The 25,891-nt window shown below is 66.7% G+C and carries 22 protein-coding genes; 13 read left to right on the top strand and 9 right to left on the bottom strand.

What is annotated here, in order from left to right:
* Positions 1 to 3 precede the first annotated feature (3 nt).
* Entirely contained in the window at positions 4 to 981 is a 978-nt protein-coding gene (locus tag D3872_RS08890) for a M14 family metallopeptidase (protein ID WP_119810449.1), read from the bottom strand.
* A 100-nt stretch (positions 982 to 1,081) separates the two neighbouring features.
* Here D3872_RS08890 and D3872_RS08885 point away from each other — a divergent pair, with 100 nt between their 5' ends.
* Positions 1,082 to 2,263, top strand: a complete 1,182-nt coding sequence (locus D3872_RS08885; protein WP_307719418.1) for an acyltransferase family protein — start codon at positions 1,082 to 1,084, stop codon at positions 2,261 to 2,263.
* Here the strand turns inward: D3872_RS08885 and D3872_RS08880 are convergent.
* From D3872_RS08880 to D3872_RS08870, 3 genes are read right to left on the bottom strand one after another with little or no spacing between them, the layout of a single operon-like run.
* Positions 2,244 to 2,717, bottom strand: a complete 474-nt coding sequence (locus D3872_RS08880; protein WP_182915740.1) for a hypothetical protein — start codon at positions 2,715 to 2,717, stop codon at positions 2,244 to 2,246. The two genes, D3872_RS08885 and D3872_RS08880, sit on opposite strands and share 20 nt — an antisense overlap.
* A gap of 36 nt (positions 2,718 to 2,753) precedes the next feature.
* Positions 2,754 to 3,638 carry a pirin family protein gene (locus D3872_RS08875; RefSeq protein ID WP_119810447.1) on the bottom strand — a complete coding sequence of 295 codons (885 nt, stop codon included), beginning with the start codon at positions 3,636 to 3,638 and terminating at the stop codon, positions 2,754 to 2,756.
* Positions 3,639 to 3,674: 36 nt separating this feature from the next.
* A complete protein-coding gene (locus D3872_RS08870; RefSeq protein WP_119810426.1) occupies positions 3,675 to 4,271 on the bottom strand; it encodes an FMN-dependent NADH-azoreductase in 597 nt (198 codons plus the stop codon).
* Positions 4,272 to 4,385: 114 nt separating this feature from the next.
* On the opposite strand from D3872_RS08870, the gene D3872_RS08865 reads away from it, so the two are divergent.
* Complete coding sequence (locus tag D3872_RS08865) at positions 4,386 to 5,303, top strand: LysR family transcriptional regulator (protein ID WP_119810446.1); 918 nt, start codon at positions 4,386 to 4,388, stop codon at positions 5,301 to 5,303.
* 8 nt (positions 5,304 to 5,311) lie between these two features.
* Here D3872_RS08865 and asd read toward each other — a convergent pair whose 3' ends face one another.
* Entirely contained in the window at positions 5,312 to 6,160 is an 849-nt protein-coding gene (gene asd, locus D3872_RS08860; protein WP_119810425.1) for an archaetidylserine decarboxylase, read from the bottom strand.
* A 161-nt stretch (positions 6,161 to 6,321) separates the two neighbouring features.
* Between asd and D3872_RS08855 the strand changes: the two genes are divergently transcribed.
* On the top strand, positions 6,322 to 8,460 hold the full coding sequence (locus D3872_RS08855; RefSeq protein WP_182915739.1) for a TonB-dependent receptor plug domain-containing protein: 2,139 nt from the start codon (positions 6,322 to 6,324) through the stop codon (positions 8,458 to 8,460).
* 153 nt (positions 8,461 to 8,613) lie between these two features.
* Positions 8,614 to 10,800 (top strand): TonB-dependent receptor plug domain-containing protein, encoded by a 2,187-nt coding sequence (locus D3872_RS08850; RefSeq protein WP_119810423.1) that lies wholly within the window; start codon positions 8,614 to 8,616, stop codon positions 10,798 to 10,800.
* Between the two features lies 1 nt (position 10,801).
* Here D3872_RS08850 and D3872_RS08845 read toward each other — a convergent pair whose 3' ends face one another.
* Entirely contained in the window at positions 10,802 to 12,040 is a 1,239-nt protein-coding gene (locus D3872_RS08845) for an MFS transporter (RefSeq protein ID WP_119810422.1), read from the bottom strand.
* Positions 12,041 to 12,109: 69 nt separating this feature from the next.
* Complete coding sequence (locus tag D3872_RS08840) at positions 12,110 to 12,772, bottom strand: ribonuclease HI family protein (protein WP_119810421.1); 663 nt, start codon at positions 12,770 to 12,772, stop codon at positions 12,110 to 12,112.
* Positions 12,773 to 12,901: 129 nt separating this feature from the next.
* Here D3872_RS08840 and D3872_RS08835 point away from each other — a divergent pair, with 129 nt between their 5' ends.
* The gene (locus tag D3872_RS08835; protein WP_119810420.1) at positions 12,902 to 14,299 is read left to right on the top strand and encodes a cytochrome ubiquinol oxidase subunit I; all 1,398 of its coding nucleotides are present in this window, start codon (positions 12,902 to 12,904) and stop codon (positions 14,297 to 14,299) included.
* Positions 14,296 to 15,309 (top strand): cytochrome d ubiquinol oxidase subunit II, encoded by a 1,014-nt coding sequence (gene cydB, locus D3872_RS08830; protein ID WP_119810419.1) that lies wholly within the window; start codon positions 14,296 to 14,298, stop codon positions 15,307 to 15,309. The genes D3872_RS08835 and cydB overlap by 4 nt, the downstream gene beginning before the upstream one ends.
* Positions 15,310 to 15,366: 57 nt before the next feature.
* Here the strand turns inward: cydB and D3872_RS08825 are convergent, their stop codons facing one another.
* Both D3872_RS08825 and D3872_RS08820 read right to left on the bottom strand, forming a co-directional pair.
* The gene (locus tag D3872_RS08825; RefSeq protein ID WP_119810418.1) at positions 15,367 to 16,065 is read right to left on the bottom strand and encodes a YXWGXW repeat-containing protein; all 699 of its coding nucleotides are present in this window, start codon (positions 16,063 to 16,065) and stop codon (positions 15,367 to 15,369) included.
* Between the two features lie 200 nt (positions 16,066 to 16,265).
* On the bottom strand, positions 16,266 to 16,529 hold the full coding sequence (locus tag D3872_RS08820) for a hypothetical protein (protein ID WP_182915738.1): 264 nt from the start codon (positions 16,527 to 16,529) through the stop codon (positions 16,266 to 16,268).
* 223 nt (positions 16,530 to 16,752) lie between these two features.
* On the opposite strand from D3872_RS08820, the gene D3872_RS08815 reads away from it, so the two are divergent.
* The 7 genes from D3872_RS08815 (at position 16,753) to D3872_RS08785 (ending at position 25,890) form a co-directional block, all read left to right on the top strand.
* The gene (locus D3872_RS08815) at positions 16,753 to 17,724 is read left to right on the top strand and encodes a hypothetical protein (RefSeq protein ID WP_119810417.1); all 972 of its coding nucleotides are present in this window, start codon (positions 16,753 to 16,755) and stop codon (positions 17,722 to 17,724) included.
* A 27-nt stretch (positions 17,725 to 17,751) separates the two neighbouring features.
* On the top strand, positions 17,752 to 19,914 hold the full coding sequence (locus D3872_RS08810; protein WP_119810416.1) for a penicillin-binding transpeptidase domain-containing protein: 2,163 nt from the start codon (positions 17,752 to 17,754) through the stop codon (positions 19,912 to 19,914).
* 88 nt (positions 19,915 to 20,002) lie between these two features.
* Entirely contained in the window at positions 20,003 to 21,226 is a 1,224-nt protein-coding gene (locus D3872_RS08805) for a hypothetical protein (RefSeq protein WP_119810415.1), read from the top strand.
* Positions 21,227 to 21,236: 10 nt separating this feature from the next.
* Complete coding sequence (locus D3872_RS08800; RefSeq protein ID WP_119810414.1) at positions 21,237 to 21,788, top strand: hypothetical protein; 552 nt, start codon at positions 21,237 to 21,239, stop codon at positions 21,786 to 21,788.
* A gap of 9 nt (positions 21,789 to 21,797) precedes the next feature.
* Positions 21,798 to 22,811, top strand: coding sequence for a hypothetical protein (locus tag D3872_RS08795; protein ID WP_119810413.1), 1,014 nt, complete (start codon positions 21,798 to 21,800; stop codon positions 22,809 to 22,811).
* Complete coding sequence (locus D3872_RS08790) at positions 22,808 to 23,800, top strand: hypothetical protein (RefSeq protein ID WP_119810412.1); 993 nt, start codon at positions 22,808 to 22,810, stop codon at positions 23,798 to 23,800. Before D3872_RS08795 ends, D3872_RS08790 begins: the two co-directional genes overlap by 4 nt.
* 107 nt (positions 23,801 to 23,907) lie before the next feature.
* On the top strand, positions 23,908 to 25,890 hold the full coding sequence (locus D3872_RS08785; protein ID WP_119810411.1) for an SPFH domain-containing protein: 1,983 nt from the start codon (positions 23,908 to 23,910) through the stop codon (positions 25,888 to 25,890).
* Position 25,891 lies beyond the last annotated feature (1 nt).

Here is a 25,891-nt window from a genome sequence, read left to right as displayed (position 1 = left end):
TATTTACTCGTAACGCTCGAAGTCCGGATTCTTGCGCGTCATGTAGTACCACTCCTGGTTGGCACCGGCGTTCACGTCGGGGAACAGGATCTTGCCGTCGAAGTCCGCCGTCACCGGCGTGCCATCCGCGCGCACCCCAATCTGGTCGCCCGCGGCCACGTCGTCGAAGCTCGACCACACGCGGGTGAACTTGTCGCCCGGATCGAGCTTGTCGTGCACCGCCACCATCGACAGCGTTTCCATTTCCTCCAGCGGCACCGGCGCCGGTTCCGGCGCGTCGATCAGCTTCAGGAAGGCGAGGGTGTTCATGATGGCGCGGTAGGCGACTTCCGGCGCTTGCGGGTCGTTGTGCTGGCCGCATTCGAGCGTCAGCGCGTAGCCGCCGGTGCTGCGCATGTATTCGGTGGTGCCGACGCCGTAGCGGATCACGGTCTGGAGCTGGGCCGCATCGCCCTTGCCCATGCGGCGCTGCACGCCGTCGCCGTAGGTCTTGAGCCAGCCGTCGACGAAGCGGCGCACGCCCAGGCGGCGGGCCAGCGCGCGTTCCTTCTCGGCGTGCACGAACGGTTCCAGCGGGCCCTTGTTGTTGCGCGGGCCGACCATCACGAACGGCTGGCTCTCCGCGTTGAACGAGTGCAGGTCGAGCAGCACGTCGTGGCGCGCCAGCAGCGGGCAAAGCCAGTTGGCCACCTGGTCTTCGAAGTCCTGCGGATTCTCGTTCGGGAACAGGTTGCGGTTCAGGTTGCGGTCGCCGGCGCGGCGGTTGAGCGCATACGCGAGCGGGTTCACGACCGGTACGAAGGTGACGCTGCCGGCCGCGATCTTCAGTTCGCCGCTGTCGAGCTGCTCCATCACGCGCAGGATGGCCTTGGTGCCGCAGGTCTCGTTGCCGTGTACCGCGCCCTGGATGATCACCGACGGGCCCTTGCCCAGGCCGGTGTAGTTAATCGATTTGAACTGCATGTCGCGCGTTGAAGTCATTGCCGGGCTTTCCTTTGTCAGGTCGTGCTGCGGTACCGCCGTGGTCCGCCGAATCCGCTATTTTATCGGGAAACGCTGGCATCGGCAGAATCGCCGTGGCATCATCTGCCCTCGATTTTCAAGGTTCACGAATGACTGCTCCAAGCTCCCCCGCCGCATCTACGGCCTCGACACCCTCCGCGCGCTCGCCATCGTGCTGGTCATGCTGCACCATTACGTGCTGTTCGTCAGCGGTACCGATACTTTTGGCTGGGTCGGCGACATCGGCTGGGTCGGCGTCGATCTGTTTTTCGCGCTGTCCGGCTACCTGATCGGCAACCAGATATTCGCGGCGATGCGCAGCGAAGGCGGCTTCTCGCTCACCCGTTTCTATGCGCGCCGCCTGCTGCGGACGCTGCCCAACTTCTACGTGGTGCTGGCGCTGTATGCGCTGTGGCCGTGGTTCCGCAGCGGGCTCGAACTGCCGCCGCTGTGGCAATTCCTCACCTTCGTCCAGAACATCAACCTGACGCCCGGCACCGCGTTTTCGCACGCCTGGTCGCTGTGCATCGAGGAGCAGTTCTACGTCGTGCTGCCTGCGCTTGCGCTGCTGATCGCGTCGCTGCGCGGCTCGCTGCGCTGGGCATGGGTCGCCGTGGCGCTGGCCTTCGTGGCGGGAATGGTAATCCGGGCCACCTTGTGGCACGAACTGGTCGACGGCAGCGCACGACCGGGCCTGAACTACTTCAAGTACATCTACTATTCGACATTCTGCCGCTTCGACGAGCTGGTGGCCGGCGTGGCGCTGGCGCTCCTGAAGAACTACCACGGCGATGCGTGGCGCCGCCTGACGGCCCACGGCAACGTGGCGCTGGGCGTGGGTGTGGCCGTGCTGGTGTTTACCTTCACGCTGCTGCTGCCGATGGAGGACCGCCAGGACCTGCTGCAGACCGTTATCGGCTTCCCGCTGCTGGCGCTGGGTTTCTCGCTGCTGATCGTGGCCGCGCTCAGCGAACGTTCCATCCTGCGCACCACCCGCGTGCCGGGCGCAGCCAGCCTCGCGCTGTGGGCGTACGCCATCTACCTGACCCACAAGCAGGCCTGCATCCTGGCCAAGGCGCCGATGCAGGAGCTGGGCTACGGCCCGGAATCGCCGGTGACCATCGCCGCCCTGATGGCGCTGTCGCTGCTGTCGGGATGGGTGTTGTACAAGCTGGTGGAGTCACCGTTCATGGCGTTGCGCGACCGCTATGTTCCGAGCAATTCGGCACGACCCACCACTCTTACGCCTGCGCCTCAATAACGTCGAAGGCGGAGTGCATCCCGCCCAGGAAGTGCAGCAGGTCGCGCGAGCGCGCGGCCAGGTCCTCATGCGCGCTTTGCGCGATGCGGGCGCGCAGGCCGGGAATCGCTTCCTGCGTGTGCGGGCTGGCGTAGGCGTTGATCAGCAGCGCCATCAAGTCCACCGGATTGCCGCAGGAACGGCGGACCCGCGCCTCGATCACGCCAAGCAGCGCGCGCTGCATGCGCGGCGTGGGGTTGGCGATGTGCGCGAAAACGGTGGGGGTGTTGGCGATGGACTCGCACAGCGACCGCTCGATGGCGTCGGGCTTGAGGTCGGAGGCGATGTCGAAATAGGCCGGGTTCCAGTGCGTGCGCGCATAGGCGTGGCCGGCGGGGAATGAGTTGACGGTCTCGAAGCCGCAGGCGCGGCTGACGTAGGCGAGGGCGTCGAGGATTTTCGGAAGCAGTGGCATGCCGTGAGTTTAACGCATGCCACTGCGCCGGTGTTGTCAGGCCGCGAAAAGGCCGTTCCGGTAGTCTTCCACCGCCTGGACGATCTCCGCCTGCGAGTTCATCACGAACGGGCCATACTGCGCGATCGGCTCGTTGAGCGGACGCCCCGCGACCAGGATGAAGCGGCTGTCGCGCGCCGCCACGATGCGCACGCCGTCCGCTTCCGGATCGTTGGCCAGGATCGCCATGCGCGCTTCCGGCACGCAGCCTTCGTCCGCCACCACCTGGCCGCGGTACACATAGATGAAGGCATTGTGCCCCGGCGGCAGCAGCTGTTCGAAGCTGGCATGCGCCGGCAGCGTCACGTCGAGGTACAGCGGCTCGGTGCCTTCGCGCTGCACCGCGCCCGCCACGCCGTGGGTCGAACCCGCGATCACCTGGACCTGCGCGCCGGCTTCGGTCTCGAAGCGCGGGATCTCGCCGGCAGGGATGTCGCGGTACCACGGCGCCATCATCTTGTCGCGCGCCGGCAGGTTGAGCCACAGCTGGAAGCCTTCCATCAGGCCGTCGGTCTGCTCCGGCATTTCCGAGTGCGCCACGCCACGGCCTGCCGTCATCCATTGCACGCCGCCGTCGGTGATCAGGCCTTCGTTGCCGCCGCTGTCCTTGTGGCGCATGCTACCGGTCAGCATGTAGGTGATGGTTTCGAAGCCGCGGTGCGGATGCTCCGGGAAGCCTGCAATGTAGTCGCCAGGCTTGTCGCTGCCGAAGGCGTCCAGCATCAGGAACGGGTCGAGGCGGCGCTGGAGCGGCTGCGTGAGGATACGGTTGATCTTCACGCCGGCGCCATCGGTCACGAACTGGCCGTTGATCAGGCGCTCCACGCCACGGCCACGGCTTACGCGTTCACTTGTTATCTTGGTTGCCACTTGCTGTGTCATGTCCATCTCCAGTTTTGCCTCGCCGGTCCGGATGGATCAGGCGAATACTTCGTTCACTTGCGCGTCGGCGTCGGCCTGCGCCTTCGCCACTGCCTCAGGACCCATGCCCATGCCTTCCGAGTAGACGAAGGTCACGTCGGTCATGCCGAGGAAGCTGAGCAGCATTTTGATATGCGGCACCTGGGTGTCGGTCGGCGCATCCTTGTGCATGCCGCCGCGCGCCACCGCCACGAAAACCTTCTTGTCCTTCAGCAGGCCTTCCGGGCCGCTGGCGGTGTAGCGGAAGGTGACGCCGGCGCGGGCGATCGCGTCGAACCAGCTTTTCAGCTGCACCGTCATGCCGAAGTTGTACATCGGGGCGCCGATGACCACGGTGTCGGCCGCCTGGATTTCAGCGATCAGCGCGTCGTCCAGCGCCACGCGGGCAGCTTGTTCCGGGGTGCGCTGGTCGGCAGGCGTGAACAGCGCGCCGAGGGTCGCTTCGTCGATGGCCGGGTGCGGGGTGACGGCCAGGTCGCGGCGAACAACGCTGGCGTTGGCCGAAGCTGCCAGCCTGGCGACGATGCCGTCGGCGATGCGGGTGGACTCGGAACCGGTGGAGCGGGCGCTAGAGTTAATTTGCAGGATGTTCATGTGTCGTTCCTTCGTGTGTGGTTTGGTGTTCGATGAGGTACACTTTAGACGTTCCAAAACCAATCCGGAAGTCGTTAAAATGGATAACATTATTCAGCCAGTGGAACAATCATGATGGACGTCGAACCGAATGACCTGCTGTTGTTTGCCCGGATCGTCGAGGCGGGCAGCTTCAGCCAGGCCGCCGAAAGGGTGCAGTTGCCCAAGTCGACGGTGTCGCGCCGGATCTCGCTGCTGGAAGCGAAACTGGGCGAACGCCTGCTCCAGCGCACGACGCGCAAGCTGGTGCTGACCGAATTCGGCGCCAGCCTGCTGGAGCACGCGCAGAAGGTGGTGGAGGAAGTGGAGGCGGCCGCCGCGCTGGCCCAGCATCGCCAGGCGGCGCCCAGCGGGCGGCTGCGCATCTCCGCGCCTGGCGACTTCGCCAACATCGGCCTGACCGGCGTGATGGCCGAGTTCATGAAGCGCTATCCGGCGGTGTCGGTGGAGCTGGACCTGTCGCCGCGCAGGGTTGACCTGGTATCCGAGAACTTCGACATCGCGATCCGGATGGGAGACCTGCCGGAGGATTCGACCTTGAACGCGCGGCGGGTGGTGCTGGAGCGCACCGGCTTGTACGCCGCGCCGGATTACATCGCGCGGCGCGGCATGCCGCTGCATCCGGACCAGCTGGAAGGCCACGACCTGCTATGCCTCCTGAGCCGCAGCGGCGGCGCCAAGCCGTGGGTGCTCACGCGGGGAAAGACCACGTGGGAGAAGGAGCTGCCGGCGCGGATGAGGGCCAACTCGCCCGACCTGCTGGCGCGCATGGCGTTCGCGGGGGCGGGCATCGCTGCCAGTTCGGACTTGTTCGCCGGGGCTTACGAGGAACGCGGTGAACTGGTGAGGGTGCTGCCTGACTGGAGCCTGCCGGTGGCAACCGGCTGGGCGGTGTTCCCTGGCCGCAGGCTGATGCCGGCCAAGACCAGGGCCTTTCTCGACATGATGGAAACGATGTGCTGCGAGGAGGCGCGCAAGCGGCAGGTGGAGTAGATGAACCCTTAAGGCCTGTTCCCCATCATCTCCCCCAGCCGAATGTCCTTCTCGGGCGACCACTGCGGATTGAACTTGATGGCGCCCTCCTTGAACAGCATGACGATGGTCGATCCAAGCAGGAAGCGGCCCATCTCTTCACCCTTTTTCAGGACGATCTGCTTGTCGTCGTAATTCCACTCGCAGATATTGGGCGCGCGCGGCGGATTGACCACGCCGTGCCACACGGTTTCCATGCTGCCGACGATGGTGGCGCCCACCAGCGTCAGCACAAACGGGCCATATTCCTCGGACTCGAACACGCACACGACGCGCTCATTGCGGGCGAACAGGCCGGGAATACCGCGCGCTGTGGTCGGGTTCACCGAGAACAGCGCACCCGGCACATAGATCATGCGCGTCAGGCGGCCGTCGCACGGCATGTGCAGGCGATGGTAATCCTTCGGGCTCAGGTACAGGTTGGCGAAGTGCCCATGCTGGAAGTGCGCGGCCAGTTCCTTATCGCCGCCGACCAGTTGCGCGGTCGTGAAGCTGTGCCCCTTGGCCTGGAAGATCTGATGATCGTCGATGTCGCCGAACTGGCTGATCGCGCCGTCCACCGGACAAATGAAATCGGCCTGCGCCAGCGGACGCGCGCCTTCCTTGAGCGGGCGGGTGAAGAATTCGTTGAAGCTGCTGTAGCTCTCGATGTCCGGGTTGACCGCTTCGTCCATGTTGACGCCGTACTTGTCGACGAACCAGCGGATCAGGCCATGCGTCATGCTGCCGCCTTTCGCGCCCGCGACGCGGCCGGCGAAAGTGGTCAGCGCCCGTTTCGGCAGGAGGTATTGCGGCAGTACTTTAATGCGAGACACGATGGCAACCTGTAATCAAGACGATGCCGAATTATGCCTTCCCGGAGCAATATTGGCGAATTTGCTTGGCAAGCGTATTTACGGGAAGAAATATTTTTCAAGGAGACAACAATTTGCTGTGAATTTTGTAGACAATGATGTCTACTTTGACTTCCGGTATATGCATGCCTCCTGTTCTCCTTACCTTCCGCCTGCCGCTGGTACTCGCGGCGCTTGCCGCCCCGGTTGCGGCACAGACGCCGCCCACCGCAACGCCGGCCAGGCCACCCGCGCAGAAGGTGGACGAGCAAGATATCCAGAAAGTCGAGATACGCGGCAGTACGGAAACCTACAACCCGCGCCGTGACGACACCGCCACCAAGATCGTTGTCAAGGGCGACGAGATCACCAAATATGGCGATACCAACGTCATGGAGATCCTCAAGCGCCTACCCGGCGTGTCGGTTGGCCCGCGCGGAATCCAGATGCGCGGACTGGGGAGCGGTTACACCCAGTTCCTGCTCAACGGAGAGCGTCCTCCGATCGGCTTCTCGACCGACCAGATCCATCCGGACGAGATCGAGAGGATCGAGATCATGCGCGCCGCCAGCGCGGAGTACAGTACGCAGTCGATCGCGGGCACCATCAACATCATCATGAAGACGAACGTCAGGTTCAAGCCGAAGGGCGGGGCACAACGGAGCGTGTCCGTTGGAGCCGGGGCCAGCAAAGGGGGCGTATCGCCATATGTGGGCGTGTCGATGTCGGAGCCGCTCGGCAGGTTTGCGTATGCAGTCAATGCGAACGCTTCGCGCAACGTGTTCGAACGTGAATCGCACAATATGGACGAGGGTTACGACGCGGCCGGCCAGTTGATCCGCTTGCGCGGCACCAAAGTGGAAAGCCGCAACGAAAGCTCCTCCATCAGCGCGACGCCCCGCCTGACGTGGACTTTGGAAAACGGCGAGAACCTGACGCTGCTATCGTCGCTGCATGCCAACCGTTCCAAAAACCGCATGCACTGGGAAACCGAAAGCACCCTCGGCACGCCGTATACATACCGCACGGTGGACAGTTCCTCGCCGAGCGAGCGGCGTTCCATGCGTACCGATTTCAACTGGCTGCATAAGCTCGGCGCGGGAGCAAAGCTCGACCTGAAGGCCGGCGTCACCTATAACAGCTTCCGCGGCGATTCGCGCAGGCTTGCGCTGGCAGCCAACGGCGCGCCGGTGCAGGATGACCTGACCGCAAACGAGTCCGGCGAAACGGGTTTCAGCTCGATCGGCAAGTACTCCACGCCGATCTTCGAGGGGCACTCGCTGGGCGCGGGATGGGACCTTGGCTTCACCGGGCGCGACGAGGACCGCTTCGAAAGCATCGGCAGGAACGGCGCGGCGCCTGTCATCTCCGACGAGATCTACCGCTCCGAGGCAAGCCGCGTTGCAGTGTATGCGCAGGACGAATGGAACGTCACGCCGCGCTGGTCGGTGTACGCCGGCGCGCGCTGGGAAGGCATCCAGACCATCAGCTCGGGCAATACCTTCGACACCTCGCGTTCCCGTACCCGTGTCCTCAGCCCGCTGTTCCACACCCTGTACAAGCTTCCCGGCATCCGCGGCGACCAGTTGCGCGGAGCCCTGACCCGCACCTACAAGGCGCCCGCCACCCAGTCGCTGATCCCGCGCGGCTACCGTTCACTGAACAACAGCGCCACCGTGCCGGACAACCTCGGCAACCCGGACCTGAGGCCGGAACTGGCCTATGGCCTCGACCTCTCGTACGAGCATTACTGGGCGCCGAACGCGCTGCTGTCGGCCAGCGTGACGGCGCGCGAGATCGACGACTACACCCGCAACGGGCTGGTGCTGATGCCCGACGGCCGCTGGGCGATCATGCCGGTCAATAACGGCAAGGCGCATGTGCGTTCGATCGAGCTGGAAGCGAAATTCCCGGTGAAGGCGCTGAATCCGGACGCGCCGGCAATCGAACTGCGGGCTAACGTGGCGCGCAACTGGTCATGGGTGGATTCCGTTCCCGGCCCGCACAACCGTCTCGACAGCCAGACGCCCGTCACGGCCAACTTCGGCCTGGACTACCGCACCGGCCCTTACAGCATGGGCAGCAGCTACACGTTTGCCAATGGTGGACTGGTACGGGTTTCAACCGACCAGACCCGCTATCAGAACGTCAAGCGCGACCTGGAAGCCTACGTTGGGTGGAGCCGGAACAAATTCAGCCTGCGCCTCGCGTTGCAGAACATCCTGGCGCAGGACACGATCCAGGACGTTACCTACACCAACAAGGCAGGGACTACCCACAGGTAGTCAACTCGCCCGGATACGCGACCGCACGCGTTTCCGTCAATATGGGATTCTGATGTCATGCATGAGGCATAAGCCGAAGTCATTCCCCCAAAAATCACAAAATCGCCATCGCTTCGGCGACAATTGCGCCCTCGTTCTCTAGCCCGGATATTCATGCACCACGCCGAACCGCTTCGCCTCACCCTGCTGGCAGCAGCACTGTCGCTTTCCTTTTCCGCCTACGGCCAGCAGGCGATGGCGCCCGCCAAGCCTGAAGCAACGGTCAAAATGGACGACGAAGAGAAGATCCAGAAAGTCGAAGTGCGCGGCAGCGCCGACACCTACAATCCGCGCCGCGACGACACCGCCAGCAAGATCGTGGTCAGGCAGGACGAGATCGTCAAGTACGGCGACACCAATGTGCTGGACGTGATGAAGCGCCTGCCGGGCGTGACGGTCAGCGGCTCCGCGATCCGCATGCGCGGGCTGGGCAGCGGCTACACGCAAATCCTGCTTAACGGCGAACGCCCGCCGGTCGGGTTCTCCATCGATTCGCTGTCGCCCGACTCGATCGAGACCATCGAGGTCATTCGCGCGGCTAGCGCGGAGTACAGCACGCAGTCAATCGCGGGCACGGTCAACATCATCCTCAAGAAATCGGTGAAGGCGACCGCGCAGCGCGAGTTCAAGGCCGGGCTGATGGCGGGTAACGGCAATATTCAGCCGAACGCCAGCCTGACGATGTCCGACCGTGTCGGCAAGTTCTCGTACTCGGCAAGCCTGAATTTCGTGAAGAACGAGTTCGACCGCGACACGCCCTCGCAGGAGGAGGGTTTCGATGCGGCCGGCCAGTTGATCCGCCTGCGTAACACGCTGTCGGAGGACGAGGGCGGCTTCAAGGCGGTGAACTTTGGTCCGCGCCTGGTCTGGAACTTCGAGAACGGCGACACGCTGACCTCGCAGTCCTTCCTTAATTCCAGCCGCTTCGAACTGAATGCGAAGCGCGGGGTGCAAACGCCAGCCGGGGCGCCGCCGCCTTATCCCGGCATGGACGTGGTGCTGACCAACCGGAGCGATTCGTTCCGCACCGACCTTAATCTGGTGAAGAAGCTCGGCGACGGCGCCAAGCTCGACGTCAAGGCCGGAACAAGCTTCAACCACCAGCAAAACGATGCACACCGCCTGGGGTACAACGCGGCCGGCGCGCTGGCGCTGGACGACGTGAGCGATACTGCGACCGACGAAACCGGTTACAGCACCACCGGCAAATATTCGTCGCCGATGGGCGAGGGGCACGCGCTGGCGATGGGCTGGGATGCCGGCTACACCGAGCGCCAGGAAGACCGCTTCGAACGATTCGGCATGGCGATCCCGCTGCCGTTCGCGACCGACGACCGCTATCTGTCCGAGGTTGGCCGTGTTGCGCTCTGGGGCCAGGACGAATGGAACGTCACGCCGCGCTGGTCGGTCTACATGGGCATGCGCTGGGAAGGCATCCAGACCACCAGCTCCGGGAATACCTTCGACGCGTCCAGGTCGCGCACCAGCGTCTGGAGCCCGCTGTTCCAGACCCTGTACAAGCTCCCTGACAGCAAGGGCGACCAGTTGCGCCTTGCCGTGACGCGCACCTACAAGGCGCCGAACACCGGGTCGTTGATCCCGCGCGGCTTCCGCTCGCTGAACAACAGCTCCTCGGAACCCGATTACCTCGGCAATTCGAGGCTCAAGCCCGAGCTGGCGCTGGGCGTCGACGCCTCGTACGAGCACTACTGGGCGGAAGGCGCGCTGCTGTCGGTGAACGTGTCGGCACGCGAGATCGACGACTACACGCGCAGCGGCCTGGTGCTGCGCGAGGACGGCCGCTGGGTCGTCATGCCGGTCAATAATGGCAAGGCGCATAGCCGCACAATCGAACTGGAAGCGAAATTCCCGCTCAAGGCAATCCTGAAGGATGCGCCGGCGATCGACGTGCGGGCGAACATTGCGCGAAACTGGTCCTCGGTCGATGCGGTGCCCGGCCCGGATAACCGGCTGGATAACCAGACGCCGCTGTCGGCCAACTTCGGCTTCGACTACAAGCAGGGCGCGCTGACCACCGGCGCCAGCTTCAACTTCGCCAACGGCGGCGTTGTGCGCGTGTCGAACGAGCAGACACGCAACCAGAGTGTGAGGCGTGACCTGGAAGCCTACGTGCTGTGGAAGTTCAGCCCGAAGACGCAGCTGCGCGTGGCGGCGTCGAACATCCTGGCGCAAGACTTTATCAGCGACGTCACCTACGCGGACAAGTTTGGTTCCACGCGCAGCGTGTCGGTCTTCCTCGGCGGCGCCACCTTGCGCGCCACGCTGGAAATCAAGTTCTGAGCTAGCCCTTTAAGCGGTGCGTCTTGAAGTAGCGCACCGCCAGGAAGATCGCGCATGCCTGCAGCAGGGCGCAGGCGAAGAAGGTGCTGCCCACGCGCCAGTCCTGCGGCGGCAGGTGGCTGGTCATGCCGAGGATGGTGGTGCCGGCGATCGGCATCACGATGATGCCGGCACTCGATATCGACTGCAGTGACCCCATCAGCTCACCCTGTTCGTTGGCCGGCGAAGCCTTCGAGATGATCCCCTGCAGCGCCGGGCCTGCGGCGAAGGCCAGCAGGTTGGTCATGATGAACACGTACATCATCCATCCCTGCGTCGCCAGGCCGTACAGCACAAACGTGATGCAGCCCGACGTCAGGCCGAGGAGCGCCAGCCGCACCTCGCCGAAGCGCCGGATCAGGATGCCCAGCAGGCCCGCCTGCACAACGGCCGCCGCCAGGCCCACACAGAACAGGGCGATGCCGTTCTCGCGCGGCGTCCAGTCGAAGCGGAAGGTGGTAAACAGCACCCAGGTCGATTGCAGCGTCATTTGCGCGAACACCATCAGCGTGTACACGAACACCACGCCACGGATGTCCGTGCGGCGCAGCAGCTTGAGGATGGCGGAAAACGGATTCACGCGTGCCAGGGAAAACGGTGAACGGCGCGACGCCGGCAGCGATTCGGGCACGGCGAAGTAGCCGTACACCAGGTTGGCGGCCGAAAGCGCCGCGGCCACGTAGAACGGCAGGTGCAGGTTGACGCCGCCCAGCAGGCCGCCCAGCATCGGGCCGCAGATGAAGCCCAGCCCGAATGCCGCGCCGATCTTGCCGAAGCTCTTGGCGCGGTTGTCGTGGTCCGAAATGTCCGACGCGTAGGCCGACGCCACCGACATGCTGGCCGAGGACATGCCGCCGACCACGCGGCCGATGAACAGCCAGGCCAGGTTGGGCGCCCATGCGGTGATCAGGAAGTTCAGGCACATGCCGGCCATCGAGTACATCAGCACCGGACGGCGGCCCACGCGGTCGCTCAGCGCGCCCAGCGTCGGCATGAAGATGAACTGCATCAGGCCAAACACCATCGTCAGCACGCCGAACCACATGGCCTGCTGGTCGCGCGCGGCGACGAACTCGCCCACCAGCAGCGGCATCACCGGCACGATCAGACCGATGCCGAGCATATCGATGAAGATGCAGACAAGGACGAAATTGAGGTTGCCGGGGCGTGCCGGCACAGTCGCGGAGCTGCTGGAGGTCATGAAGGTCAGCCCCGTGGGGCGAGAGAAGCCGAAGCGGTAGTTTAACGCAGCTTGCCGCCTTCGGACAGGTCAGGTTTCCGCGGCCGTTGGAACGCACGCCCGTTGCGACAGGGCGTCTGCCAGGCCGTTTCTGTGGCGCGGGATCCAGCGCAGCGTTACGCCGTCCAGCCGCGCGAGCAGGGCCTGCGCCGTTGCGCGGTATTCGGCCAGCGCGCCGGCCGCTTCGCTCGGATGCGCGTGCATGTCGTCGACGACGACCTGGCTGTCGCCGTACACCGCCAGGCCATGCGCGCCGGTTTCCACCGCCGCCTCCAGCACCGCGATCAGGGCGAGGTATTCCGCCTCGCTGCTGTTGCCGTGGCCTGCGGCGCGCGAGATCTCGATGCGGGCGTCGCCGGGACCCAGCAACAGGCCGCCGATGCCGCAGCGGCCGGGGTTGGGGTGGGCCGATCCATCGAACCAGGCGCGCCAGGCGGCGGGTTCACCTTTGCGTTCAGTGCGCGCGGATGCCGTAGCGGCGCGGTGTGCCCGCGCCTGCTGCCTGACGGCGTCGGCATCGCGCAGGGCGGCGCGCGTGGCCAGCAGCGACGCCAGTCCCGCAGTCCCGGCGCTCAGCTCGAGGGTGCGGCGCAAGGCTTGTTCTTCAGGGATACCTGCGCTGGCGGACAGCCTGCGCGCGGCGCTGCGTTCAGTCTTGTAGGCAGCTGCTTGCAGCTCGGAAAAGTAGTACATGCACCGAGGATAACCGTTTTCAACACAATTGACATTGCTGGTCGTTTTTGCAACACTCGGAGGACGAACTTTTACCCGCATCCCGCGATCTGATCCATGCACGTTCACGGGAACAAGCAGGAGTGATCAATGGAAACAATCGCCGGATTCGATGCAGTCCTCCTGTCCCGGATCCAGTTTGGATTCACGATCGCCTTCCATATCATCTTCCCGGCTTTCACCATCGGCCTGTCGGCCTTCATCGCCACGCTCGAGATTTTATGGATGCGCACCGACAAGCCGCACTACCACACGCTGGCGCGCTTCTGGACCAAGATCTTCGCGGTGTCGTTCGCGATGGGCGTGGTGTCGGGCATCGTGCTCGAATACCAGCTGGGTACCAACTGGAGCCGCTTCGCCCAGGTGTTCGGCAACGTGCTTGGGCCGCTGTTCAGCTATGAAGTCCTGACCGCGTTCTTCCTCGAAGCCAGCTTCCTCGGCATCATGCTGTTTGGCTGGAACCGATTTCCGCCTTGGCTGCACACGATGGCGTCGGTGTTCGTCGCGCTCGGCACCGCCATCTCGGGTTTCTGGATCCTCGCCGCCAACAGCTGGATGCATACCCCGGCCGGCTTCGGCATCGAAAACGGCATCACCTATCCCATCAGCTGGTTCGAGATCATCTTCAACCCCAGCTTCCCCTATCGTTTCACGCACATGATGATCGCCACCTACCTGACCACCTCGCTGGTGGTGGCGGCGACCGGCGCGCGCTACATGCTGGGCGGCCGTTTCCGCACCGAGGCGCGCACGATGCTGCACATGGGGCTGGGCATGCTGGCGGTGATTGGGCCGCTGCAGGCGGTGGTGGGCGACCTGCACGGCCTGAACACGCTGCAACACCAGCCGGCCAAGATCGCCGCCATCGAAGCGCATTGGGACGGTTCGAAGCCGGCGCCGCTCATCCTGCTCGCCTGGCCCGACGCAAAGGCCGAACGCAACTACGCAGAGGTCGCGATCCCCGGCCTGGCCAGCCTGATCGTCACGCACAGCTGGGAAGGGCGCTTCAAGGGGCTGCTCGATTTTCCGAAGGAGGACCGGCCGCCGGTGTGGCCGGTGTTCTTCAGCTTCCGCATCATGGTGGGGCTGGGCGTGCTGATGATCGCCATCGGCGTGTTCGGCGTGTTCCAGTGGTGGCGCAAGCGGCTTGACGAGACGCGCTGGTTCCTCAGGCCGCTGTCGCACGCGTGGCCGGTCGGCTTCATTGCGCTGCTGGCGGGCTGGATGGTCACCGAGATCGGCCGCCAGCCGTGGATCGCCCACGGTATCTTGCGAACGCGCGATGCGGTGTCGCCGATCACTGCTGGGCAGGTGATGACCTCGCTGGTGATGTTCGTGCTGGTGTACGGCGTGGTGTTTTCGATCGGCGTCTGGTACATCAACAAGATGATCGAGAAGGGGCCGCAGCCGTCGCTGCCCGGACCCGAAACGCTGCCGAGCCGGCCGCTGGCGGGCGGACGCCCCGACAACACCGAGGAGCCGGTATGAACGAACTTTCCTATACGCTGCCGGTCATACTGGCGCTGGTGCTGGGAGTTGGCGTGGCCATGTACATCGTGCTCGACGGTTTCGACCTCGGCATCGGCATCCTGTTCCCATTTTTCCGCGAGGAGATCGAGCGCGACCAGGTGATGAATTCCGTGGCGCCATTTTGGGATGGGAACGAAACCTGGCTGGTGCTGGGCGGCATCACCCTATGGACCGGCTTTCCGAAGGCCTTCGCGATCATCCTTCCAGCCATGTACCTGCCGGTGCTGGTGCTGCTGCTGGCGCTGATCTTCCGCGGCGTCGCCTTCGAATTCCGCTGGGTGGCCAAGCCGCACCACCGCAAATGGGATGCGGCCTTCGCCGGCGGTTCGACCTTGGCGGCGTTCGCCCAAGGCCTCATCCTGGGCGGGGTGCTGCAGGAAATCAAGGTGGTGGACGGCCGGTTCGCCGGCACGCCATTCGACTGGCTGACCCCGTTCTCCGTCATGTGCGGGCTGGGGATGGTGGCCGGCTATGCCTTGCTCGGTGCAACCTGGCTGCTGCTCAAGACCGAGGGCGACGTCGAACGGCACGCGCGGCGCATGGCGGCGCCCTTGCTGATCGGTATGCTTGGCTTTATCGTGCTGGTGAGCATCTGGACGCCGCTGCAGATCGGGCGCATCGCCGAGCGCTGGTTCAGTACGCCTAACATCTTCTTCCTGGCCCAAGTGCCGGTGGCGACCGCGCTGTTCTCGTGGTTATGCTGGTACGGCATCCGCAACGGCCGCACCTTGCTGCCGTTCGCCTCGGCGATCGGAATCTTCCTGCTGGCCTTCGGCGGCCTGGTCGTGTCCAATGTCCCTTACCTGGTGCCGGCGTCGATGACGGTGTGGGAAGCGGCCTCGCATCCGTCGACGCAGATGTTCTACCTGATCGGCGCGGCTATCCTGCTGCCGATCATCATCGCCTACACGGTGCTGGTGTTCTGGCTGTTCCGCGGCACGGTCAAGGCGGATCAGGGCTACCACTAATATAAAACGCCACCGGGGTTGCCCCAGGTGGCGTTGTTTCCTGCACCTTCCCGCTAATTAATAGCGGCGGTCGTTGGCAGGACGGGCGTCGCGGTCGTTGCGGACGCCGTCGCCGTCGATGTCGGCATCGCGGCGGTTCGGTATGCCGTCATTGTCGAGATCGCGGTCACGGCGGTCATCGATGCCGTCACGGTCGCGGTCGCGGCCAGGACGGTGCCAGCGCGGCTGCTCGAGCACCCAGTGGCCGTCGCGTTCAATCCATGTGTGCGGACGGTATTCGTAACCGCGACGTACGGCGATCCACTTGCCCGGCCTCCATTCATAGCGGCCGCGGCGCCATTCCCAGTGGCCAGGTTCCCAGACATGGCCATGACGTACGCGTGGGACGCGTTCATGGCGTGGCGGCGGTGGCGCGACACGGATGTAGTCGACGTCGCCGTCCGAGATCACGACCCAGTCACCCTGGTTGAGGCGATAGCCGCGGTCGGCACGTTCCCATTCCGGCGCGCGGTAGCGGTAGCCGCGGCGGTCGCGTTCCCAGTGGCCGGGAACCCAGTCGTGGCGGTCGCCGGTCCAGTTCCAGTAGCCCGGCGCCCAGATATAGCCGGAGCGGGGAGCAGGTACGCTTTCGTAGCGGGGCGCCGGCGGCGCGTCGCCGATCACTACGCTGAAGCTGGACTGTGCTACCGACGACAACGGCATATAGGCTGCGGCGCCGAGGGCGATCATCGTTGCGAGGGTAAGTGTCCGTTTCATTTTCTTCTCCGTGTTGAGATTGCGTAAGTTCACTATATCAAGCACGGATGCACGTTCAGTTCAAATGATGCAAGAGCTTACAACTGAAACACTTCACCTAAATCTTCACTGAGGTGGTAACAATTTGCGGCGGGAACTAACAAAGCTTCCGGCCGCCGGACGCAGGTGGAGTCACTCCGGCAGCGCCCGGGCCTTGCGGGTCAAAAAGTGCTCCGGTCAGCCATACGAACGGCCCTCAGGCGCGCTTCTTCTTCTTCCAGCGACTGCAGCTTTTCGGCGTCGGTCATGCGCTTTGCGCTGACCACGACCACCGGAATTGCCTGGTCTGGCGCTGCGCTGGCCACCACCGTTGAGCGGGCTGCCGCAGCATGCGCTTCCGGAATGGCGTCGAAGGCGACGGTGACTGGGCCGGCGACTGCCAGTGAGACGAGGAAGACTGCTTCCATGTGTTTGAGGATGTTCATGATGGCGTTCCTTTCAGAGCTGGTTTCGATGGAGTCACTGTAGCCACGGGGCGCCGCGTCCACTACCGGATTGCGACAAGCCGCAGATTTTGCGGCGCGACCTGTTAAAAATGCGCGATGAAACGGCTTACTGTCGGGATAGGGTTTCCATCTCCCCCAGCTATGCCTGGTCAGGCCCACGCACAGGCAGCGCAAGGGGCCGCCAACCGGGAGCGGGCACGAAATGAAAGGCCGGATCGACATTGCATGGCAGGCGTGGGCGGAGCGCCGCAAGGCGTGGCGGCGCGGGCGCAATTTCGATGCTGCGCGACGCAAGCCTGTCGCGCCGCCGCGGCTGCGCTTGCCTGTTCCCGGCCCGGCTGCATGGGTCGGCGTGGCAGGGATACTTGCCGCGCTGGGCGGGGCGGTGCTGATCGCCGGCCACGCGTGCAAGCTGGCGGAGGACGCGGGCTCGGGGATTGGCTCTGCAGCGTCCGTCTTCCAGCCCGCCGTGCCCGGCGCGGCCTTCACTGTGTCCGATGCTCCGGGTGTGTCGCTGCTCAAGCAGGCGCATGGAACTGTGCTGGTCGCGGCAGGCATGAAAGCGGCGCCGGCGGCGGCAGTGGACCTGTGCCGGCAAGCCCTGCGGCCGGGCGCCCGGATGCTGCCGCTCAGGGTGGGCTACCAATTCAAGGACGTTGCGCGCTGGGCCGCGCGCAACGAAGCGCGGCCGGGAACTGTCGCGATTCGCAATGTACTGCTGGCGGCGCCTGCGTCTGGCGACGTCCCGCGCGTGACCGTTACCGGCGACCCCGGCGCCGACGCCCTGCAGCTGGCGTGGGAAGGCGGCACGGCCGCGCGCTGGATCAGCGACGCCAGCGGCGGTGCCGTGCGAGACCAGGGCCGGGGCATGCTGAAGCGCGAGGGCTGGCTGGTATGGAACGAAGGCGCGTTGCGCATCCAACGGCGCGCCAGCGGCTCCTGTGGATCCGGCGAACTGCTGCTGCAGGTGCTGCGGCCCGGGCAAGCTGCCGCACGCGCGGCGCAGGTGCATGCCTTTGGCGCCGTCGGCGCGCAAGCGCCAGCGCGCGCTGATGCCCCCGGCGCGACTACCAGTCCCTGCGGCGCCCGCAGCGACGCTCGAGAGACCTATCCCTGTTCCAGCCCTCGAGGCGGCGCGCCCTGGGTGCGCCTTGGCGCTCGGTCGGGCTGGTAAGACGACTCGCGCCGCGCGCCTGTGCGCATGGGGCAGGTCCGCCGCTTCTTCCCGGCCGCGCGCGTCTGCCTGGAATGGCACAATAAAGCTGGTCGACGAAACGCGCGGCTTACTGGCACGCCCCTGTACCGCATGGCCGACGGCTCCTTCGTGCGCGAACAGGTGCGCGTATTCAACAGCGAGCGCCGTTTGCTTGCCTGGCGCATACGTCCGCTGGCGGCGCAGGGCGAGTGGCAGGCCAGCGTGGGCGGGGCGCCCGCTGCGCTCAGCGCATCGATGCCGCTGGCCGCCAGCCGCCTGTTCGCGGAACTGCCCGAGGGCTGGGCGCCATGGGTTCGCATTGCCGCCTGGTCCGACGCAGGCGCCGCGTGCATCACGCTAGTCCTGCCGCGTCCCGCGCAGGCCGGCGAGCGCGTGCAGCTGATGCTCGCCGGGCGTGTGCTGGCGGTCGATGGCGCACGCCTGAACGGTCCTCCGGCCGACGCCTGCACTGGTCGTGCCTGTCCCTCGCGCGGCGCCGCCCAGCTGCTCGACCTCGACCTGATGCCCGGCACGCGCAGCCTCACCGTCCATGCATCGCCGCTCGACATGGCGGCGCTGGCCAATCCCGCCGACCAGCAGTACCGCCACATCCGGGTTGAAGCGGGCCGGCTTGCATGGCATACGCTGCGAAGCGGTGGCGCGCCAGCGCAGCCCCGGCTACCTGCTGCCATCCGGCTGGCCGACCGCAATGGCGTGCTGCTGTGGAGCGGCGGGACGCCCACGGCCGCCGCTATCGACGCCGGCCTGGCGCCGCTGCTGGGGCTGCGGAGGGACCACGCCAACAGCCTGGCTGGCATGCTGGCGAGGCTGCCGTCGCCGGCAGGCGCGCCGCATGAAGCGCGCCTCAGCCTCGACCTCGTACTGCAGGCGGCCAGCCAGCGTATCCTCGAATGCATCGGCATGCGGCGCGGCATCTGGGACGGCTCCAAGTGCCATGGCGGGCAGCCGGCGCCTCCTGGCCGCCAGGCCGGGATCGTGCTGGTCGATGCGGCCAGCGGCGACATCCTCGCTGCCGCAGGCGCCGGCTCCGGCACTGTCACGGCGGCTAACTGGGACGAGGTGCGCAACTTCGACCGCACCAATCCCGCGCGCAGCCCGCTGCGCTTGCCGGCCTTCCAGCACGACGGCGGCGCCCACCGCAGCCCGGGTTCCACCTTCAAGGTGATCAGCGCGCTCGGGCTGGAACTGGCGGCGCAGCGCGACGCACGGCTGGATGGCTTGCTGGCCGGCCTGCCGCTGGACGCCATCAACGAGATGGCTGCGCAGCGCGGCTTCGCGTTCCAGACCAATGCCGCCGCCTATCCGGCCAACACGCGGCTGGCCCACATCACAAATTACCGTGACCAGCACCTCGACCGGCGCGCCCAGGACGGGCGGCTCGGCCTGGCGCAGGCGCTGTCGTACAGCCTGAATACCTGGTTCGCGTGGTCGGGCGAACTGGCCGACCGCAGCCTGTTTGGACGGCCGGACGGCGGGGCTCCCGATTTACAGCCGCTGGAGGAGGGGGCGCTCGACACGGTGCGGCCGATCGCGGGCATGGCGCGCCGCCTTGGCTTCGGGCGCGCGTGGCGCCTTGACGGCGGCCTGCTGCCAGCCGACTACGCGTGGCAGCAATGGGACGCGCTGCAAGCCAGCCCGGCGCGCATCGACCCGGTGCATACACGCCATGAGCTGCGCCAGATGGCGATCGGGCTGCGCATGCAGGCGACCCCATTGCAGATGGCACTGGTGTCGGCCGCGGTCGGACAGGGCGGCGTCGCGGCTCCGCGCCTGCTGCTTGCCCTTGATGGCCACGATGCGCACGAAGCGGTGGTGGAGCCGCTGGGCGTGCGCCTCGACCGCGTGCGTGCCGGCATGAAGGGTGTGGTCGACGCGGGGACGGCGGCCGGCGCTTTCCGCGGTCAAGGTCTGCGGGATATCCGGCGCGGCATGTCCGGCAAAACCGGCACCGCCCCCACCATCAGCGCCGGCGGGCGCGAGCTGTCGACGGTGTGGTTCACCGGCTGGCTGGAACCGGGTAGCATCCCCGGCGAAAAACGGCGGCTGGCGGTGGCGGCCTTCGCCAGCCACTCGGAGGCAACCGGCGGCGAGCATGCGGCACCGATGGCGGCGGCGCTTTTGGCGGCGCTGGCGACGACTGGCCCTTGAGCGGATTCAACTGTGCAGTGCGGTTCTTAATTATATGGCATCATTTTTTCAAGCCGCCCCGGGCGGCATCGGCTGAGACGAGGATGGCATGCGATTGCCGGGAACCCGTTACCAGGAGCACGGCTGGGAGCACGTCCGCAAGCTGCTGGGGCACTGCTCGCTGCAGGCGCTCGCCGGCGCCTGCCCGCAGTTGCTGGACGACGCGGCCGAAGCGGACAGCCTGGCCGCTTACCTGGACGCGATGGCCGAGAGCCTTCACACCACCCGCCGCAGCGCGCGCGCGTCGGCCCAGGCCAACAGCTACGGCGATACGGCGCTGGAACTGGCGCTCGCGCTGGTGTGCGAACTGCAGGCGCGGCCCGCCGACTGGAGCGCCTTCCGCCACGCGGTCGCTGCCGAACACGCGCGCTGCGGCGCGTTCTGGGATGCGCCCGGCGGCGAGGCGGCCTTGCGCAAGAAGGCCAACGACATGTTCGCGGTCCTGCGCGACAAGGTGGACTCGGACAACTACCAGGCCGCCTGCGGGCGTCCGTGCAGTCCGAACCGCATATACGCCTACCGCATGCTCGACACCGCGGCCGGCGAGATCGCCCGCATATTCGCCGCGTGGCACGAGCATCCGGAACAGGTGGCGGCCATCCTTGGCCGCGAGCCGGGCGGCGTGCCGATCGAGGCGAGGCAGATGCGCGGTAGCGGGGCTTGCCGTGCCGAGTGGGTGGTCCGGTGGAGCGCATCGCTGGAGCGCTTCGGCGGCGGCACCGGGCCGCTGCACACGAAGTCGAAGCGCTTCGCCAGCCTGAAGAACAGCCCGGACAAGATCCAGGCCATGCTAGCCGAGATCGGCGAGTACGAGGAACTGTCGTCCAACGGCGACTGCGACCGGTTGCTGGATGCCGCCGAAGCGACCGAGTGGATCGAAGACCTGTGGCGGGTGCTGGACGAGTCGGACGCCGCGCAGGCGCGCGAGGACGATGCGGTACCGGCCCTGGTGAGCGAGCCGGCCCCCGGCGAGACCGCGCTGGCCAGCGCGGTTTGCCTGCCCCCCGGCTATATGGAGCTGGCACGCTCGGCGAAGGACGGCGCCAGCTGGACGGCGCGCACGCTTGCGGCCAGTTCGCTGCCGGTCTACCTGGCCGTGTACCTGAAGATGATGGGCGGGGCCGACGACACCTATCCGGACGCCTGGCTCGATCCAACCACCGGGCAGCTGCCGACGATGCAGCAACTGGCCATGCTCGACCAGGTCTCGCTGCCGACCTTGCGCAAGCGGCGCGACCAGGCAATCGCCAGGCTTCTGGAAAACCGGCCCTAAGGAGAACGATATGAGCAACCCAGTGAACAACGCCGCAAGGCTCCAGGCACATGTGCTGATTTCGCGCAGGGTGGAGGGCGACAGCCTGCTGCTGGCGGACGATATCATCGCCTCCGCGCTGGATAGCAGCCGGCCGCTGACCGCCACCGAACGGCACGCGCTCGAACTGTCGCCGCTGACGCTGCGCCGCTTCCGCCACCTGGCGCTGGAGCACCGCGCCGCCGGTGCGTGGAAAGGCAGCAGGGGCATGCTGCGCGCCGCCAGCAGCGGCCACGAACTGCAGGCGCTGGCGACCGACGACGGCTGCTGGACGCTGCACTTCGTCGAGGACGGCGGCGCATGGCGGGTGATCCTTGCGCTGGCGGCCAATGCACCGTATGCCGCGCGCCTGCTGCGCGAACGGCCGCTCCTGCGGGTGCGCGACGGCGAGGGCGGCGCGGTGATGCAGGGCCACCTCGATACGGACGGCGAGTGCGAGGCCGCCTGGCCGTTCCCGGACGCACCCGCCGCCCATTTCCAGGCGCTTGGCGGCGGTTTCACCATCCAGCCCGCGCGCGCATAGGACGCTGCAATGGGCATCTTCAGGCGATCCGAATGCGTCGGGGCACTTGCCGCCCTCGGCGCGGACACCGTTGCGCTGCGCATCGCGGCGCCTTGTATCGTGCCGCCCGGCTGCGTCGGCGTCGCCTGCGACCGGCAGGGCGTCACCCACCGTGTGTCCGAGGGCGAACGCGTGAATCCTCCGGCCGGCGCCGCCGCATGGTGCTTCCATCCCGGCCCCTACACCGCCGATCTGGTACCGTTCGAAGCGGCGCCCGAGGCCGGCATCAGCCTGGCCTGGGTAGTCGACAGCCCCGACCCGCGCGTCGGCCAGCAGCGCTTCGACCTGTTCCTGGCGAGCGAATGCGGCGAGCGGCTCGACGCTGCCGCGCTGGCGGCGTCGGTCGAAGCCGCACTGCGGCGCGAGCTGGCGCAGGGCCAGCTGGACCTGCCGCCATGCGCCACGCTGGCCGAATGGGATGCCTTCCGTGCCGGTTTCGACGAACTGATGTACACCCGCTTCGGCATCACGGTTGAACACTGCGCGCCGTCCGACCTGTCCGGTGGGCGCGACTATGCCGCCATGCTGCTGGCGCGCGCAGCCGCGACGACGCAAGCCGAAGCGCCGCCTGCGGCTGCGGCGCCACCCGCGCCGCAGGCCGCCGACGACGCACGCGCGCTGCGGCGCCTGTTCCTGGAGCTGCCCCGCATCGCGGCGGCACTGCGCATGTTCGACTGGCCGCCAGGGCAGTTCCAGCGGCGCCAGGCGCTGCTCCAGCGGCTCGGCGATGCCGGCCTGTCGGTCGCCACCATGCCTTCGCTCGAACTGGAGGCGCCCGGCAGGCCGCTCTGCGCCAGCCAGCAGGCTCGCCGCATCGGCCACAGCATGCGCGCCGCCGTCTCGCTGGACGAGGCCTGGGCGATGCTCGCAAGGCTCAAGGGCGGCGAACCGCAAGCGGCCATCTTCGACGATGCCGAACGCATCGCGGCCAACCTCGAACACGATTGCGCCGCGCGCCGCGCCGCGGGAGGGTATGCCGCATGAGCGCCGCAGAATGCCGCAGCATCCTTGCCGACGGCAGCGTGATGACCATTTGCGCCACCCGGCGCGAGCGGGCCGGCCGCGCCGACGTCAAGTGCGCCGGCGCCGGCGGACCGCAGCTGGCGGAGCGCATGCAGCAGGTGGTCCGGCTTGCACGGCTCACCGAGCCGCGCTTCGACAGCCGCGACCAGGTGCTGCTCACGGCCGACCGCGCGCCGGCCCCGCACGAACGCGACTGGGAACTGGCCGCCGTGCTGGCCGACCGCATGGCGCGCGGCGTGCTGCCGCCGCAGCCGGGACTGGCCGCCAATGGCTGGTCGGACGAATGGCACCTGGGCCGCGTCGGCGGCCACGCGCACGGGGCGGGACGCGAGGGACTGCTGCTGGGAGGTCCCGGCGGCGTCACCCATTTGGGCGCGCTGCACGGCCAGTCCTGCGCCAGCGGCGCGGTGTCGGGCGCGCGCGCCTGGTTCCCGCTGCATAGCGGCGGCATCAACGACAGCCTGTGCTGGGTCGAGGTCAGCGTCTATCCGCTGGCGGCGCCGGCCGGCGAGGAGGAGGACACCATCGCGGTACCTGGGCTGGACGTGACCGGCCAGCTGGCGGTGCGGCAGGCGCTGGCAGCGGCGCGGCGCTTCGACGCGCGTGCCGAGGGGCGCTGGCGCACCGCCGTCCGCTTCGGCCAGCCCCGCTTCCACGGCAAGTCCTACGAACTGGCGCTGGTGGTGGCCGACCGCATGGCGCGCGGGCGCGAATTCCTGGCCCGCGGCAGGGTGATCGCGACCGGCTGTTCGTCGGCCTGGCAATCCGGAAGGGTCGATACAGTGGAAGGGCTGGCGCCGAAATGCGCGCTGATCCTGGCGCAGGCGGCGCCCGGCGACCGTATCCTGCTGCCGCGCGCATGGGAAGCGGGGCTGGACGCCGGCTTCGCAGCAGCGGTAAAGGCGAAGGGCGCCAGCATGGCCTGCATCGAGCATATCGGCCTACCCTGAGGGGCGCACGATAGAGAACGCGGCCGTAAACCAGCCTTTGCTAGAATCATTTTGCGTACAACATGATGTCATCGAAACAAGGACAGCTTTACTCACCAGGAGTTCAAATGTTCCAGATGTTCGGCTTCGGCGGCGTCAAATGTCCGCGCTGCGAGCACAAAAATACCGGCGACTCCGGCTATTGCGCGCGCTGCGGGCTGATTCTTGGCGCGCCGCGCAGCGAGCCGGTGCTGCGCGAGAACCGCTGGATACCCGCGCCCGACGAACTGGCGGTATTCTTCGGCGTGCGCGAGCTGTCCGGCCTGTTCGTCAAGACCTTGCGCGTTCCCGCCACCACCCGCGCCTACATCCTGCAGGGCGACAAGGCCACCGAAGTGCCGCAGGGCGAGTACGAGATCGAGGGCTTCTTCACGCGCCTGAACAACCTGCTGCGCGACCAGCATGCCGAAATCCTGATCACCCGCAGCGCCGCCTTGCCGGTCGACTTTTCGTTCGAGGGGCTGCGCACGGCCGAACACCTGGCGGTGTCGGCCAGCTTCCGCGCCAGCGTGCGCATCGAGCAGGTGCCGGCGTTCGCGCGCCACTTCATGACCGCGCCCGGCACTGTGACCACCGCGCAGCTGCGCGACCTGCTGGCGCCGTCGGTGCGGCAGCTGGCGGCCGAATTCATGGCGGCCCAGTCGCTGCGCGACATGGCCGGCAACCGCGATCTGCGGTTGCAGCTGGACGAGCGCCTGCAAAGCGCGCTGAGGATGCGGCTGGCCGAATTCGGGCTGGCGGTGGCTCAGGTGGACACGCTGGACGTCCATCACGACAAGTACGACGCCAACCGCGAGCGGGTGGGCAGCCTGTGGATGGTGGCGGACGAGCGCCACGTGCAGCTCGAACACGAGAAGCACCTCGACCAGCTGTACACCGACGAGGAATGGCAGCGCATCCGGCGCGAGGAGCAGGATGCGCGCATCGCCTACCGCCGCGCCGAGATGTGCGAGGACCAGGGCATCGGGAAGGCCGAACTGTCTGTGCTGAACGCGGAGCGCATGCACGCGATCCGCGCGCGCGAGATCGACCTGTACGGCCGCATCGCCGATTCGAAGAACCGCAGGCAGGCGCTGGAGCGCGGCGCGGCCGACGTGCTGGCCGAGCTGGAACACGAACTGGCGAAAAAGGTCGGCGCGCGCGCCGACGAAGTGGCCGGATGGGAACACCTGCGCCAGGTCGCGCGCATCCGCATGCACACCGAAATCGAGGCGGCGCGCCGCGATGCGCGTAACACGGCGGTACTGGCGCAGCAGCGCTTCTCGCACCAGCTGGTGCGCCAGCAGATCCAGAACCGGATCGAGCAGGCACTGGCGATCGAGGACGAGTCGCGCAAGCGCAGCGAGCTGGCGCGCCTGCACCAGGACCAGGCCGAGGCCCATGAATTCGACCGCGCGCTCGACCGCGAACAGCACCGCGCCAGCCTGCAGTCGCTGGAACTGGCGAATGCAGCCCGCCGGCGCGAGGCCGAGCGGGTGCAGGAGTGGGAGGATGAACAGGCGCTGCTGAAACGCCGTGAACTGGCGCGCAGCGGCGAGAAGGCAGACGCCCAGGCCCAGCATGAAAAGCTCATGCGCACCATCGATGCCGATGGCAAGTACATGCGGCAGGAACTGGGACTGCAACTCGACGCCGAAGAGCACCGCCATGCCCTGCAAAGGCAGGAGCACGAAGCACGCTGGCAGCACGAGCTGCGCCGTATCGGCAGCTTCGATGCCGCCAGCGATACCGCCAAGCTGGCGCTGGCCCCTGGCGAGAACGTGGCCATCCTTGGCGACTACATGAAAACCCAGGTGCATGCGTCGATGAGCGCGGGGCAGCTCGAATCGCTGGCCGGCACGTCGCCGCTGGACGCGGCGCGGATGGCCGACGAAAGGGTGCAGCAGGACCGCGCGAGGCGCGACGCCGAAGTGGAGAAAGACCGCCAGCATCAGGCCAGCCTGCTGGCGATCCACAGCGGTGCGGCGGCGGTGCGCACCTGCCACAACGGCCACGCCTCCGGCCACCACGACCGCTTCTGCGCCCGCTGCGGCGCCGCGCTCCAGCCTTGAG

Origin of the sequence: Massilia cavernae (genome assembly GCF_003590855.1) — a bacterium.
In the GTDB taxonomy this organism is placed as follows: domain Bacteria; phylum Pseudomonadota; class Gammaproteobacteria; order Burkholderiales; family Burkholderiaceae_D; genus Telluria_A; species Telluria_A cavernae.
The sequence above is the reverse complement of the archived record's forward strand: the minus strand, read 5'-3'. Positions and strand labels throughout refer to the sequence as shown.